The sequence below is a fragment of the Nostoc sp. UIC 10890 genome (genome assembly GCF_054786515.1).
Map to the genome: position 1 here is coordinate 1,742,816 of NZ_JBSGKF010000001.1, position 15,612 is coordinate 1,758,427.

A 15,612-nucleotide genomic window follows, 5' to 3' on the forward strand; every position below is an offset into this window, starting at 1 on the left:
AAATCGGCAACTATATAGATATATGTTAACTATTCCCCTAAATCTCCTTCAATCAACCCAAACGCCCCATTCTGGTTATCACTGGGATGGAAGTAGTCGCCGCTTCTTTGAAGGCTGGTATTATCGCGTCACGTTGCCGGAAATTGGACAGACATTCGCCTTTATGTACTCCATTGAAGACCCCATCGGCGGTAAACCCCACAGCGGCGGTGCAGCCCAAATACTAGGGCCAGATGATGAGTATCTATGCCGTACTTTTCCTGATGTCAACAAATTTTGGGGTAGTCGGGATGCCCTAGGTTTAGGTCATTGGGGTAAAACTGATTTGCAAGTTTCTCCCCTATACCTCCTTCCAGCAGAGTTTGAGCATCATGTACAAGAAGGCTATCAAGCTACAGCCACCTTGAATCAGGGAATAATTTGCGATCGCGCTACCAATCATTATTGCCGTTGGGAGTATGAAATCCAACCAGTATACGGTTGGGGAAATCAAAATAGCATTCAGCAATCAACCGCAGGCTGGCTGTCGTTCTTGCAGGTTTTTGAACCCGGATGGCAAATTTTGATGGCTCACGGTTTAGCTAGTGGAAAGATTGACTGGAATGGCAAAATCTACGAATTCACCAACGCCCCAGCCTACGGAGAGAAAAATTGGGGTGGTGCTTTTCCTCAAAAATGGTTTTGGATAAATTGTAATTTCTTTGAAGGCGAACCCGACTTAGCATTAACTGCTGGCGGTGGGCGGCGGCGCGTGCTGTGGTGGATGGAATCTGTAGCGATGATTGGACTGCACTATCAAGGCAAGTTTTATGAATTCGTTCCCTGGAATTCAAAAGTAGAGTGGAAAATTCAACCTTGGGGTAGATGGCAAATGAAAGCTAGTAACTCTCATTACGAAATTGAATTGACAGGAACCACCAATCTATCTGGTACACCTCTACGTGCGCCCACAGTAGAAGGTTTAAGATACTGTTGCCGAGACACTATGCAAGGAAAGCTAAATTTAGAGTTACGAGAACTAAATGGAAGAAAATCTAAAATAATCCTCAAAGCAGAAAGTCTTCTTTGTGGTTTAGAAGTAGGCGGCGGCTCTTGGGATAATTGTTGGCAGTCTGACTAAAACTACTGCTATAATTGTAAATGCTTCGCAGTTGGGGTTGTAGCTCAGTTGGATAGAGCGGACGCCTCCTAAGCGTCAGGTCGTGCGTTCAAGTCGCACCAGTCCCGTTTATTCAGGCAATTAACATATAACAATTCATCGGGGCACAGCATTGCTGGTGCACCTACTATTAGTCTCTATTCCATGCAATTGATAAAAACTAGATAAAGTGGTTACAACCCTTTGATGAATCGTCCGATACAGGTTAGGATAATCCATCAATTAGAGGCACAAATTTAAGCACGCTTAATCGCGCTGCAACTAAAAAATCGACCAAATATAGTAAATTTGGGCAGATTTTTTGGAAGTTTGCTACTCTACAATCAATTGTTTTTTCTTCTAGACAGAGAAAATTTTGGACTGAGTAAATTAAGTTATTGAGCCTTGAATAAGCTACTCTTTACAGGTAAATCTTTTCGTTTTATGGCTTTTGTCCTACCGCTAGTCGTGTGGTGGGGATACAAAGAAGTACAAAACCAATTTGTACAGCCGCAAGCAGTTATAGTGTTGGGTGGTTCAACGAGACGTTTAGAGAGAGAGAAGTTTACAGCAAAATTTGTTAGTGAGCATCCAAATATACCGATTTGGATTACTGGCGGTAGTCCACCTACATTCACCCAACGAGTGTTTACCAAAGCTGGTATTGATCCCAAACGTTTACACTTGGACTACGAAGCAGTAGATACAGTTACTAATTTTACTACGTTGGTGGATGATTTGCAAGCTCGTGGCATCAAGAGCGTTTACTTGATTACTTCAGACTTCCATATGCGCCGGGCTTGTGTCATCGGCGAAATTATTTTGGGTAGTCGGGGTATTTATTTAAAACCAGTGCCAGTTCCTTCAGAAAACCCCCCTGAATCTATCGAAAAATCTATTCGTGATGGAGCTAGAGCCATAATTTGGTTAGCAACTGGTTACACTGGTGTGGATGCTGCGAAAAATAAACGGTAAATCAATTTGGGATTTTGGAAATGAAAATTTTCAAATTCAAAAGCTTTATCGATATGAAACAAGACAAACTATTCCAAGTTGGTAGCATTTATGGGAATTTGCATGATCTTCACCTAAGTCAATACAGGCAAATTAAGAGAACTAATGCCAATAATCTTGACATAAACTCAGTAATAACAGACACATCAAAGTATAATTTTTGAAAAACTAGCGCAACACTAACCTTCAAACAACACAGCAGCTTGGACTGTTCGGGTATATCTAGTATAGTTCGGGGAAAAAAACGCCCCAAGTTCTCCCACAATTTGATACCCTAGCTTAAACAGATTTGAGAAAATTTAAAGCGTGGAAATTCAACTTGGGCGGGGAAAAACAGCTCGCAGAGCTTACGGAATAGATGAAATTGCTCTAGCCCCCGGTAACAGAACACTAGACCCCAGTTTGGCGGATACTAAGTGGCGTATTGGCAATATTGAGCGAGAAATCCCGATAATTGCCAGTGCAATGGATGGCGTAGTAGATGTTCGTATGGCTGTACGTTTGTCACAGTTAGGAGCATTAGGCGTCCTCAATTTAGAGGGGATTCAAACTCGCTATGCTGATCCAGAGCCAATATTAGATCGGATTGCCTCTGTGGGGAAAGATGATTTTGTTGCCCTAATGCAAGAACTCTATGCCGAACCAATAAAGCCGGAATTAATTGAACAACGTATTCAGGAAATTAAACAACAAGGTGGGATTGCGGCGGTAAGTGCAACACCAGCCGGTGCAAGTAAATACGGTGAGGCGGTGGCAAAAGCTGGGGCAGATTTATTCTTTGTGCAGGCTACGGTAGTTTCTACTGCACATCTGTCACCAGAATCTTTGGTACCACTTGATTTAGCAGAATTTTGCCGTTCCATGCCTATCCCAGTAGTGTTGGGGAATTGCGTGACTTACGAAGTCACTTTGAATTTGTTGAAAGCTGGAGCAGCGGGAGTACTGGTGGGAATTGGTCCTGGTGCCGCTTGTACGTCCCGTGGCGTATTGGGTGTGGGTGTGCCACAAGCGACTGCGATCGCAGATTGTGCAGCAGCACGAGATGATTACTACAAGGAAACTGGCAACTATATCCCCATTATTGCTGATGGCGGTTTAATCACCGGTGGCGACATTTGCAAATGCATCGCCTGCGGTGCCGATGGTGTGATGATTGGCTCCCCCTTTGCCAGAGCCGCAGAAGCCCCAGGACGAGGTTATCATTGGGGTATGGCGACTCCCAGTCCAGTCTTACCTCGTGGCACCCGGATTCGCGTTGCTACCACTGGTAGCCTAGAGCAAATACTGATTGGCCCAGCCGGACTAGATGATGGTACTCACAATCTTTTAGGGGCCTTAAAGACGAGTATGGGGACTTTGGGAGCTAAAAATATTAAAGAAATGCAACAAGTGGAAGTTGTGATTGCGCCTTCCCTATTAACTGAGGGTAAAGTTTACCAAAAAGCTCAACAATTAGGTATGGGGAAATAAAGGAAATAGGCAATAGGGAGTAGGGAGTAGGGAATATCAGATGGGGAAAAATAGCCCCATACCCAATGCCCACTCCCCACCTTTCCAGGGCAGGTATTCAAGAAAGTATAGATAGTCCACTGCAATGCTGGTTCTTAAGTTTTTGGGCAAAGGACGAAAAGCGTTGGGCACGACCCGCTAATTTACAATTGGAAGTTGCGGATGCTGGCTAATCTTGCATACACTCTTGGTAGCCAGTGTGTTTAAAGAGAATTTTTTTAGGAAATTATAACATTGGCAATTTGGATGCTATATTAGTAAGTCTAGTAGTGTGTGTACATAATTAATAGTATTTTTGGAATTGACTGTGGCGAATACAAAGTCTGCTCTCAAGCGTGCCGAAATCGCAGAACGTAACCGACTGCGTAATAAAGCTTACAAATCAGCAGTCAAGACGCTGATGAAGAAATACTTTAATGCTGTAGCTGCCTGTACAGCTAATCCTACCCCAGAATTAAAACAAGAAGCACAAGCTCGGTTATCCGAGGCTTACGGCAAAATCGATAAAGCGATCAAACGGGGTGTCCTTCATCCCAATAATGGGGCAAGGAAAAAGTCAAGATTGGCTCACAGACTAAAACCCCTCACACAAACAGCTGAGTAGTCATTGGTCATTTGTCCTTTGTCATTGGTCACAAAACAACAAAAGAAGTCTGAGCGCCGACTTTCAACGATAGCGAAGCTTTAGCGAGTCCGCTTACCCTTAACGGGAAGCAAGCTATTTGCAGAGTTTCGTCGATATGTCTTCCTCCATGATCCCCAACGGGGTACAAAACTCCGGAAACAAATGACGAAGGACAAACAACAAAGGACAAAAGATGCAACTGATAGACACACACGTACATCTCAACTTTGATAGTTTTCAGCCGGATTTAGCAACAGTGCGATCGCGATGGCAAGAAGCAGGTGTAGTGCGTTTAGTACATTCCTGTGTTCACCCAGAGGAGTTTTCCAGTATTCAATCCATAGCCCAAGAGTTTCCCGAAATCAGCTTTGCTGTTGGATTACATCCTTTAGATGCTGATAAATGGAATAGCGAGACAGCCGAGAAAATCAAAACTTTAGCCAGTTCTGACTCGAATGTGGTAGCAATTGGGGAAATGGGGCTGGATTTTTACAAAGCTGATAACTACGAGCAACAGTACATGGTGTTCGAGTCACAGTTGGCGATCGCATCTGAACTCAACTTACCAGTGATTATTCACTGCCGCGATGCTGCTGTCGCAACTAAAGAAGTGCTGCAAAAATGGCGGAAACTCAAAGGAGAAAGAGTGCGGGGTGTCATGCATTGTTGGGGAGGAACACCAGAAGAAACTCAATGGTTTCTGGATTTGGGCTTTTACATCAGCTTTAGCGGAACGGTAACGTTCAAAAACGCCAAAGCGATCCAATCCTCAGCTGCGATGGTGAGTAGCGATCGCCTACTGATTGAAACAGACTGTCCTTTCCTATCCCCAGTTCCGAAACGGGGCGAGAGACGCAACGAACCTGCTTACGTGCTTTATGTAGCAGAGCAAGTAGCTAAATTGCGTCAGGAAACGGTAGAGGCGATCGCCCATCAAACCACCCAAAATGCCTGTGAATTATTCGGTCTGTCAATATCAGGTGTGCCCTAGTATATTTTGTTAAGTTGTGCTAAAAAAAATATAACTCTAGGGGGACAAAAATATGCTAATATTATTCCCTCAAAAACATTTTGCTTGCGCCATAATGATAAAGGAAGGAACCTAAAACTTTTCGTCTGAATTTTCCGTGCTGTTATGGCTTGGCCATCCTCCCAATCTCTACAAGACAAGCGGATGCTCTCCACACATGACTAACCGTGCCAATCCAAATTGAGCTAGACTTTTGCACAACATCAGCTTGGTGTGTATTGAACCTATTGAAAATCGTTAAACAAAATTGCCTTGTGAGTACAATTCAGCAAAATAAAGTGATTCTGATTCAAAGCCAACAAGGTACGGATCATTCCCTCAATCTTAGGATATCGAGGATATCACTGAGAGTATAAACAGCGGGGTGAATTTAAGACACACCGAATGGAGCTGCGTCAGCAAATTAACGCGCTTTTTGGAGGGGAAGTGAGGAAAGTAGATCAAACTCAGGAATATCTCAGTATATTCTTTTTGAAATGGGGATTAGGCATGAGGCGTGGGGTGCAGAGTGGAAAGACTTTCAGTAACTTCTTTCCTGCTCCTCTGCTCCCACATTTCCTATTTAAGAGCGATTACTCCGTTGTCAAAAAGCTAATTCCAGCCAGCTTTAATCGCTGCGTTTGCCCACACCTGTAAACAACAAGTGTGTAAGAAAAAGTTCCCAAACAGCTAAGGACACTGGCTAGCAGTGGGAAGCGTTAAAGAGCAGTGTCCAAGGGAAAAGTTAACCAGGTTGACAAAGGTAGAGGCATGACTAAAGAAACATATATGGAACCCGCCTTTCTATTGCCCGACTTGATTGAAATCCAGCGGTCAAGCTTTCGCTGGTTTTTGGAAGAAGGGCTGATAGAAGAACTTAACTCCTTTAGTCCTATTACAGATTATACGGGCAAATTAGAACTGCACTTTTTAGGTCATAACTACAAACTCAAAGAACCAAAGTACAGCGTCGAAGAAGCCAAACGGCGGGACAGCACCTATGCTGTCCAAATGTATGTTCCCACACGTTTAATTAATAAAGAAACCGGGGAAATCAAAGAGCAAGAGGTATTCATTGGTGATTTGCCTTTGATGACCGATCGCGGCACGTTTATTATTAACGGAGCCGAGCGGGTAATTGTCAACCAAATAGTGCGATCGCCAGGCGTTTATTACAAATCAGAAATAGACAAAAACGGGCGACGTACTTATTCAGCTAGCTTAATTCCCAACCGAGGAGCATGGCTGAAATTTGAAACAGACCGTAACGATTTAGTTTGGGTACGCATCGACAAAACCCGCAAACTATCAGCGCAGGTACTTCTAAAAGCTTTAGGGCTATCAGATAACGAAATCTTTGACGCCTTACGCCACCCAGAATATTTCCAAAAAACCATCGAAAAAGAAGGGCAGTTTTCTGAAGAAGAAGCCCTTATGGAGTTATATCGGAAACTGCGTCCTGGTGAACCACCCACAGTGTTAGGTGGACAACAACTTCTAGACTCTCGTTTCTTTGACCCGAAACGTTATGACCTTGGTCGCGTTGGAAGGTACAAACTCAATAAGAAATTGCGCCTTTCTGTTCCCGACACAATGCGGGTGTTGACTGCTGGCGATATCTTGGCAGCCGTAGATTACCTAATTAACCTAGAATATGACATCGGTAATATCGATGACATTGACCACTTAGGCAACCGCCGAGTGAGAAGCGTCGGGGAATTGCTGCAAAACCAAGTGCGGGTGGGCTTAAACCGCTTAGAGAGAATCATTCGGGAACGGATGACTGTATCCGATGCCGAAGTGCTAACCCCCGCTTCTTTGGTGAACCCCAAACCATTAGTAGCAGCAATTAAAGAATTCTTTGGTTCCAGCCAATTAAGTCAGTTCATGGATCAAACCAATCCTTTAGCAGAACTGACCCACAAACGCCGTCTAAGTGCCCTTGGCCCTGGTGGTTTAACCCGTGAACGCGCTGGTTTTGCCGTGCGAGATATTCATCCTAGTCACTATGGACGCATTTGCCCCATTGAGACACCAGAAGGTCCTAACGCCGGATTGATTGGCTCCTTAGCAACCCATGCGCGGGTTAACCTGTACGGCTTCCTCGAAACACCATTTAGACCTGTAGAAAATGGGCGAGTCAGATTTGACCTGCCTCCAGCCTACATGACAGCCGATGAAGAAGACGATTTGCGGGTTGCTCCTGGGGATATTCCTGTAGATGAAACCGGGCACATTATTGGGCCACTAGTGCCAGTCCGCTATCGCCAAGAATTTTCCACCACAACACCAGAACAGGTGGACTACGTAGCAGTATCTCCCGTACAAATTGTATCAGTAGCGACCAGCATGATTCCCTTCTTGGAGCATGATGACGCTAACCGGGCGCTGATGGGATCGAATATGCAACGGCAAGCAGTACCACTGCTTAAGCCAGAACGTCCTCTGGTGGGTACTGGTTTGGAAGCGCAAGGAGCAAGAGACTCCGGGATGGTGATTGTATCGCGCACCGATGGTGATGTCACCTATGTGGATGCCACAGAAATTCGCGTCCGTCCTAAGCCTAATACCTCCGAAATTAAATACACCCTTTCCAAGTACCAACGCTCAAACCAAGATACCTGCTTAAATCAGAAACCTCTTGTCCGCATTGGTGAACGAGTTGTTGCTGGTCAGGTATTGGCTGATGGTTCCTCCACCGAGGGCGGTGAATTGGCACTGGGACAAAATATCGTCGTTGCCTATATGCCTTGGGAAGGCTACAACTACGAAGACGCAATTTTAATTTCTGAAAGACTGGTACAGGATGATGTCTACACCTCAATTCACATTGAAAAATATGAAATTGAAGCCAGACAGACAAAACTGGGGCCAGAAGAAATCACCAGAGAAATTCCCAACGTCGGTGAAGATGCCTTGCGTCAGTTGGATGAACAGGGAATCATTCGCATTGGGGCATGGGTAGAAGCTGGTGATATCTTAGTAGGAAAAGTCACACCCAAGGGTGAATCTGACCAACCGCCAGAAGAAAAACTGTTGCGTGCCATCTTTGGTGAAAAAGCGAGGGATGTGCGGGACAATTCTCTACGAGTACCAAATGGTGAAAAAGGTCGCGTAGTTGATGTGCGCTTGTTTACTCGTGAACAAGGTGATGAACTACCACCGGGAGCCAATATGGTAGTCCGGGTGTACGTTGCCCAAAAACGCAAAATCCAAGTTGGCGACAAAATGGCAGGACGCCACGGTAATAAAGGGATTATTTCTCGGATATTACCAGCGGAAGATATGCCTTATTTGCCCGATGGTTCACCAGTGGACATTGTACTTAACCCCTTGGGCGTACCCAGTCGGATGAACGTTGGACAAGTATTTGAATGCCTCTTGGGTTGGGCTGGTCAGACCTTGGGAGTACGATTTAAGATTACTCCCTTTGATGAAATGTACGGTGAAGAGACATCTCGCCGAATCGTGCATGGCAAATTGCAAGAAGCACGGGACGAAACAGGGAAAGACTGGGTATATAACCCAGATAACCCAGGCAAAATCATGGTGTATGACGGTCGGACAGGTGAACCCTTTGACCGAGCAATTACCATCGGTGTGGCTTATATGCTGAAGCTGGTGCATTTGGTGGATGATAAAATCCACGCCCGTTCTACAGGCCCATACTCGCTGGTTACTCAGCAACCCTTGGGTGGTAAAGCACAACAAGGTGGTCAACGGTTTGGAGAAATGGAAGTGTGGGCATTGGAAGCCTTTGGTGCCGCTTACACCTTACAGGAATTGCTCACAGTTAAATCTGACGATATGCAAGGACGGAATGAAGCGTTAAATGCGATCGTTAAAGGTAAGGCAATTCCTCGTCCTGGAACTCCAGAATCCTTTAAGGTGCTAATGCGCGAGTTGCAATCATTAGGGTTAGATATTGCCGTACACAAGGTAGAAACCCAAGCAGACGGTAGTTCCTTAGATGTGGAAGTCGATTTGATGGCAGACCAATCAGCCCGTCGCACACCTCCTCGACCAACTTATGAATCTCTTTCCCGCGAATCGTTGGAAGATGACGAATAAGAATTAGAGAATCGGGCATCGGGCATAGAGAATGGGAAAAATGCCCAATGCCCAATGCCCCGTTCCCAATGTTGTAAAACTAAATATACTCAAAACTCATAACTCGAAACTCAGCACTTAAGTATGAGACCAGCCCAAACTAATCAGTTTGACTACGTAAAAATCGGCTTGGCTTCCCCCGAACGCATTCGGCAGTGGGGCGAAAGAACATTGCCTAATGGTCAAGTAGTCGGTGAAGTTACCAAGCCAGAAACGATTAATTACCGAACTCTCAAGCCAGAAATGGATGGCTTGTTTTGTGAACGCATCTTTGGCCCCGCGAAAGATTGGGAATGCCATTGTGGTAAGTATAAAAGAGTTCGTCATAGAGGTATTGTCTGTGAGCGCTGTGGGGTAGAAGTCACCGAGTCTCGGGTGCGTCGCCACCGCATGGGCTATATTAAACTCGCCGCACCAGTAGCTCACGTTTGGTATCTCAAGGGCATTCCTAGCTATATTTCCATCCTGTTGGATATGCCATTGCGGGATGTCGAGCAAATTGTCTATTTCAACTCTTATGTTGTCCTGAGTGCAGGTAATGCCGAAACTTTAACTTACAAACAGCTACTGAGTGAAGACCAGTGGTTGGAAATAGAAGACCAAATTTATAGCGAAGATTCTGTGCTGCAAGGCGTAGAGGTAGGTATTGGTGCTGAAGCGCTATTGCGTTTGCTTGCCGATATCAATTTAGAGCAAGAAGCCGAAAGCCTACGCGAAGAAATTGGCAATGCCAAGGGGCAAAAGAGAGCCAAGCTAATTAAGCGACTGCGGGTGATTGACAACTTTATCGCCACTGGTTCCAAACCAGAGTGGATGGTAATGGCAGTTATTCCCGTGATTCCCCCCGACTTGCGCCCTATGGTGCAACTAGATGGCGGACGCTTTGCCACTAGCGATTTGAATGATTTGTATCGGCGGGTAATTAACCGCAACAATCGTTTGGCACGCTTGCAAGAAATTTTGGCACCAGAGATTATTGTGCGGAACGAAAAGCGGATGCTGCAAGAAGCAGTGGATGCTTTGATTGACAATGGTCGTCGGGGACGCACTGTGGTAGGGGCAAATAACCGACCCCTAAAATCTTTGTCTGACATTATTGAGGGTAAGCAAGGACGTTTCCGACAAAACTTGTTAGGTAAACGGGTTGACTACTCTGGACGTTCAGTTATTGTAGTCGGGCCAAAGCTGAAAATTCACCAGTGCGGTTTGCCTAGAGAAATGGCAATTGAGCTATTTCAACCATTTGTGATTAACCGCCTGATTCGTAGCGGTATGGTAAATAACATCAAAGCTGCGAAAAAGCTGATATCCCGCAATGATCCCAGTGTTTGGGATGTGCTGGAAGAGGTGATTGAAGGACACCCTGTAATGCTAAATCGGGCACCAACATTGCACCGTTTAGGTATTCAGTCTTTTGAACCGATTTTAGTAGAAGGTAGAGCGATTCAACTGCATCCTCTAGTTTGTCCAGCGTTTAACGCCGACTTTGACGGCGACCAAATGGCGGTACACGTCCCTCTGTCGTTAGAAAGTCAGGCTGAAGCGCGGTTGTTGATGTTGGCTTCTAACAATATTTTGTCACCAGCCACGGGTAAACCCATCATCACACCCAGTCAAGATATGGTGTTGGGAGCCTATTATTTAACAGCAGAAAATCCTGGTGCAACAAAAGGGGCAGGAAATTACTATTCTTCGCTGGAGGACGTAATTATGGCTTTCCAGCAAGATCAAATTGACTTGCACACCTATATTTACGTCAGGTTTGACGGTGAAATAGAATCAGACCAACCGGATACAGAACCGCTGAAAGTGACGGAAAACGAGGATGGTACTCGCACATTACTCTATAAGTTCCGTCGAGTCAGACAAGACGCTAAAGGCAATGTACTTTCACAGTATATATACACAACTCCTGGCCGCGTTATTTACAACAATGCCATTCAGGAAGCACTAGCAAGTTAATTCGTAATTTCTAATTCGTAATTCGTAATTGAAGAATGAATTACGAACTACGAATTACGAATTACGAATTATTAATTATTGATGACTCAGGACTAATGATTAATGACTAACGAAAAAATGATTTTTCGCAATCGCGTAGTTAACAAAAGTCAACTGCAAAAATTAATTTCTTGGGCCTTTACGAATTATGGTACAGCGCGAACCGCAGTGATGGCGGACAAATTGAAAGATTTGGGATTTCGCTACGCTACCAAAGCAGGGGTTTCCATCAGTGTAGATGACTTGATGATACCACCAACTAAGCGATTACTCTTAGAAGCAGCCGAGGAAGAAATTCGTGCTACTGAAACCCGTTATCAACGGGGAGAAATCACTGAAGTAGAGCGCTTCCAAAAGGTAATTGATACTTGGAACGGTACTAGTGAAGCCTTGAAAGATGAAGTCGTCGTTCACTTCAAGAAAACTAATCCCCTGAACTCCGTATATATGATGGCATTCTCCGGGGCACGGGGTAACATCTCTCAAGTGCGGCAATTGGTGGGGATGCGGGGACTGATGGCAGATCCTCAAGGGGAAATTATCGATTTGCCGATCAAAACCAACTTCCGTGAAGGACTGACTGTAACGGAATATATTATTTCGTCTTACGGTGCCAGAAAAGGATTGGTGGATACTGCCTTGCGGACGGCTGACTCTGGTTATCTGACTCGCCGATTAGTAGACGTATCCCAGGATGTGATTATTCGGGAATTTGACTGCGGCACCACCAGAGGTCTTGCCATTCGACCAATGACAGAAGGGGCCAAAACCTTGATTCCTCTGGCGACACGCTTGATGGGACGGGTAATTGGCGAAGATGTCATGCATCCGGTAACAAAAGAATTGATTGCAGCCCGCAATTCCCCAATTTCTGAGGATTTGGCGAAGAAAATCGAAGAATCTGGGGTGGGAGAAGTTGTGGTGCGATCGCCACTAACTTGTGAAGCCGCACGTTCTGTCTGTCAACACTGCTACGGCTGGAGTTTGGCACACGCCAAGATGGTAGATTTGGGCGAAGCTGTGGGGATTATTGCCGCCCAAAGTATCGGCGAACCTGGTACTCAGTTAACCATGCGGACATTCCACACAGGTGGGGTGTTTACTGGAGAAGTGGCGCAACAAGTTCGTTCCAAAATTGATGGGACTGTCAAGCTTCCTCGCAAACTGAAGACTAGAACATATCGTACCCGCCACGGGGAAGATGCCCTCTATGTTGAAGCTAATGGCATCATGCTTTTGGAACCAACAAAAGTAGGTGATGTTACTCCAGATAACCAAGAGGTTCATCTTACCCAAGGTTCAACACTATATGTATTTGATGGAAATAAAGTAAAACAAGGTCAGTTATTGGCAGAGGTTGCCCTCGGTGGACGGACAACTCGAACTAATACAGAAAAAGCAGTTAAAGATGTTGCTTCTGACTTAGCAGGGGAAGTGCAATTTGCCGAAGTTGTTCCAGAACAAAAAACTGACCGTCAAGGTAATACCACAACCACAGCCGCACGCGGTGGCTTGATTTGGATTTTGTCTGGGGAAGTTTACAACTTGCCGCCTGGTGCAGAATTGGTGGTGAAAAATGGTGATGCGATCGCTTCTAATGGAGTTTTAGCTGAAACTAAGTTAACTAGTTTGCACGGCGGTGTGGTGCGCTTGCCCGAAGCTACTCCAGGTAAGAGTACCAGAGAAATTGAGATTATCACCGCTTCTGTAGTCCTAGACCAGGCAACGGTGACAGTCCAAAGTTCCCAAGGTCGCAATAACTACTTAGTCTCCACTGGCAACAACCAAGTATTTAACCTCCGAGCTACACCAGGCACAAAAGTGCAAAATGGTCAAGTGGTAGCTGAGTTAATTGATGACCGCTATCGCACAACCACTGGTGGATTCCTGAAATTCGCGGGTGTTGAAGTCCAGAAAAAAGGTAAAGCCAAGCTGGGTTATGAAGTCGTGCAAGGCGGTACTCTGTTGTGGATTCCTGAAGAAAGCCACGAAGTTAATAAAGATATCTCCTTGCTGTTGGTGGAAGATGGTCAGTTTGTAGAAGCTGGCACTGAGGTAGTAAAAGATATCTTCTGCCAAAACAGTGGTGTGATAGAAGTTACCCAGAAAAACGACATCCTGCGGGAAGTGGTGGTGAAGCCAGGGGAACTACTGATGGTGGACGATCCAGAATCAGTTATCGGACGAGATAACACCTTCATCCAACCAGGTGAGGAATTCCAAGGCAATGTTGCTACGGAATTGCGTTATATCCAGTATGTAGAAACACCAGAAGGGCCCGCCCTGTTGAGTCGTCCAGTAGTTGAGTTTGCCGTACCGGATAATCCAGATGTGCCATCAACCACATCGGTAAGTCAAGAAACTGGGCGATCAATTCAGTTGCGAGCTGTGCAAAGACTGCCTTACAAAGATTCAGAACGCGTCAAATCTGTTGAAGGTGTGGAACTGCTGCGAACCCAGCTTGTGCTGGAAATTGAGCAAGAAGGGGAACAAGACCACAATGCCTCACCCTTAGCAGCAGATATTGAATTGGTTCAGGATACTGAAGACCCAGAAGTTCAACGTTTACAACTGGTGATTTTGGAATCCTTGGTAATTCGTCGAGACATTACCGCCGATGCTACTCAAGGTAGCACCCAGACAACACTTGAGGTACATGATGGGTTAACCATTGCCCCCGGTTCTGTGGTCGCACGTACCCAAATCTTGTGTAAAGAAGGTGGAGAAGTGCGGGGCGTTAAAAAAGGAACCGAAAACGTGCGTCGCTGTTTGGTGTTGCGCGACGCTGACAGGCTTCCCATTAATACTAGTACTCAGCCCAAGGTGAAAGTGGGTGACTTGCTAGTAGAAGGTACAGAAGTTGCTCCTGGAGTTTTTGCCCCAGAATCAGGGCAAGTGGTGGATATCAAGAGTGCCGCTGCTGCATCTGGTGGGGAGTCAGCTTTGAGTACTAAAAACTACGTTATTACTACCCGCATCGGTCGCCCTTATCGAGTCAGCCCTGGTGCTGTGTTGCAGATAGAAGACGGCGATTTAGTACAACGGGGTGATAACTTGGTGTTGCTGGTGTTTGAACGCGCCAAAACCGGAGATATCATTCAAGGTTTGCCCCGGATTGAGGAACTACTTGAAGCTCGGAAACCGAAAGAAGCGTGCATTCTATGCCGGCGGGGAGGAGAAGTTAAGGTAGTTTACGGCGATGGTGATGAAGCGATCGCCATCAAGGTCGTAGAATCAAATGGCGTGGTCACAGATTATCCTCTGGGGCCAGGACAAAATTTAATTGTCCCCGATGGATCTTATGTTTTGGCCGGACAACCCTTGACTGATGGCCCATCCAATCCCCACGAAATTTTGGAAATCTTCTTTAGCCTGGGTTCCGAAGATGGAATCTATGCTTGTGCCAGCATTGCCTTGCAGAAGGTACAGACTTTCTTGGTGAATGAAGTGCAAATGGTGTATCAGTCTCAAGGGATTGATATTTCCGATAAGCACATTGAAGTGATTGTTCGCCAGATGACCAACAAAGTGCGGATTGATGATGGTGGTGACACCACCATGCTTCCGGGCGAATTGGTGGAATTGCGCCAAGTTGAGCAGGTGAACGAAGCTATGGCAATTACAGGCGGTGCGCGGGCACAGTATACCCCAGTATTATTGGGGATCACTAAAGCATCCTTGAACACCGACAGCTTTATTTCCGCCGCATCCTTCCAAGAGACAACACGGGTACTTACTGAAGCCGCTATTGAAGGCAAATCTGATTGGCTACGCGGATTAAAGGAAAACGTGATTATCGGGCGATTGATTCCGGCTGGTACTGGTTACAATACCTATGAAGAACCAGGAGCAATCGATGATTATGCTGCTGAGATTAGCAGTAGTGTCTTAGATGAAGTTGATGATCCCTTGGATATGGTCTTAGATGACCGCACAGCTCGCACCTATAATTTAGATTCTCCAACTCTTGGGGAATCTGGTTTTGGCAGCAGACGTGCAGAAAGGTCAGTTCTAGATGACGAAGATGAATTAATCGCCGATGAAGTAGCAGACGACGACGATTATGAGGAAGAAGAGGAAGACGACGAAGATGATTTCGACGATGAATAGAGACTTGAAATTTCGTGTCTCTATTAAAAGGTAAAAGGTAATATCAAGCTTAGTACGTGGTTTATGACTGTTAAGACAGTAATAAACCACGTTTCA

General features: G+C 45.5%; 9 protein-coding genes and 1 tRNA gene. All 10 read left to right on the forward strand.

The features are described 5' to 3' along the window. Nucleotides 1–22: 22 nt before the first annotated feature. The 10 genes from ACWATR_RS06885 (at nucleotide 23) to ACWATR_RS06930 (ending at nucleotide 15,516) form a co-directional block, all read left to right on the forward strand. The gene (locus ACWATR_RS06885; protein ID WP_460330767.1) at nucleotides 23–1,120 is read left to right on the forward strand and encodes a tocopherol cyclase family protein; all 1,098 of its coding nucleotides are present in this window, start codon (nucleotides 23–25) and stop codon (nucleotides 1,118–1,120) included. A 33-nt stretch (nucleotides 1,121–1,153) separates the two neighbouring features. Further along, nucleotides 1,154–1,227, forward strand: a tRNA-Arg gene (locus tag ACWATR_RS06890). A gap of 355 nt (nucleotides 1,228–1,582) precedes the next feature. Beyond that, nucleotides 1,583–2,113 carry a YdcF family protein gene (locus ACWATR_RS06895; protein ID WP_460340251.1) on the forward strand — a complete coding sequence of 177 codons (531 nt, stop codon included), beginning with the start codon at nucleotides 1,583–1,585 and terminating at the stop codon, nucleotides 2,111–2,113. Between the two features lie 345 nt (nucleotides 2,114–2,458). Then, nucleotides 2,459–3,622 carry a GuaB3 family IMP dehydrogenase-related protein gene (locus tag ACWATR_RS06900; protein ID WP_460330770.1) on the forward strand — a complete coding sequence of 388 codons (1,164 nt, stop codon included), beginning with the start codon at nucleotides 2,459–2,461 and terminating at the stop codon, nucleotides 3,620–3,622. Between the two features lie 65 nt (nucleotides 3,623–3,687). Further along, nucleotides 3,688–3,834: a hypothetical protein gene (locus tag ACWATR_RS06905; RefSeq protein WP_460330773.1), complete on the forward strand. Its 147-nt coding sequence runs from the start codon at nucleotides 3,688–3,690 to the stop codon at nucleotides 3,832–3,834. A 134-nt stretch (nucleotides 3,835–3,968) separates the two neighbouring features. Next, a complete protein-coding gene (rpsT, locus tag ACWATR_RS06910) occupies nucleotides 3,969–4,265 on the forward strand; it encodes a 30S ribosomal protein S20 (protein WP_181930844.1) in 297 nt (98 codons plus the stop codon). Between the two features lie 214 nt (nucleotides 4,266–4,479). Then, complete coding sequence (locus ACWATR_RS06915) at nucleotides 4,480–5,277, forward strand: TatD family hydrolase (protein WP_460330776.1); 798 nt, start codon at nucleotides 4,480–4,482, stop codon at nucleotides 5,275–5,277. Between the two features lie 789 nt (nucleotides 5,278–6,066). After that, nucleotides 6,067–9,366 (forward strand): DNA-directed RNA polymerase subunit beta, encoded by a 3,300-nt coding sequence (gene rpoB / locus ACWATR_RS06920; RefSeq protein WP_460330779.1) that lies wholly within the window; start codon nucleotides 6,067–6,069, stop codon nucleotides 9,364–9,366. Nucleotides 9,367–9,489: 123 nt separating this feature from the next. Beyond that, nucleotides 9,490–11,367: a DNA-directed RNA polymerase subunit gamma gene (locus ACWATR_RS06925; protein WP_460330781.1), complete on the forward strand. Its 1,878-nt coding sequence runs from the start codon at nucleotides 9,490–9,492 to the stop codon at nucleotides 11,365–11,367. Between the two features lie 102 nt (nucleotides 11,368–11,469). Continuing rightward, nucleotides 11,470–15,516 (forward strand): DNA-directed RNA polymerase subunit beta'', encoded by a 4,047-nt coding sequence (locus tag ACWATR_RS06930; protein ID WP_460330784.1) that lies wholly within the window; start codon nucleotides 11,470–11,472, stop codon nucleotides 15,514–15,516. Nucleotides 15,517–15,612 lie beyond the last annotated feature (96 nt).

Coding starts and splice junctions, on each gene's coding strand:
- rpoB (WP_460330779.1), top strand. CDS start 6,067: ATGACTAAAGAAACATATATGGAACCCGCCTTTCTATTGCCCGACTTG.
- ACWATR_RS06930 (WP_460330784.1), top strand. CDS start 11,470: ATGACTAACGAAAAAATGATTTTTCGCAATCGCGTAGTTAACAAAAGT.
- ACWATR_RS06885 (WP_460330767.1), top strand. CDS start 23: ATGTTAACTATTCCCCTAAATCTCCTTCAATCAACCCAAACGCCCCAT.
- ACWATR_RS06905 (WP_460330773.1), top strand. CDS start 3,688: ATGCCCACTCCCCACCTTTCCAGGGCAGGTATTCAAGAAAGTATAGAT.
- ACWATR_RS06895 (WP_460340251.1), top strand. CDS start 1,583: ATGGCTTTTGTCCTACCGCTAGTCGTGTGGTGGGGATACAAAGAAGTA.
- ACWATR_RS06915 (WP_460330776.1), top strand. CDS start 4,480: ATGCAACTGATAGACACACACGTACATCTCAACTTTGATAGTTTTCAG.
- ACWATR_RS06925 (WP_460330781.1), top strand. CDS start 9,490: ATGAGACCAGCCCAAACTAATCAGTTTGACTACGTAAAAATCGGCTTG.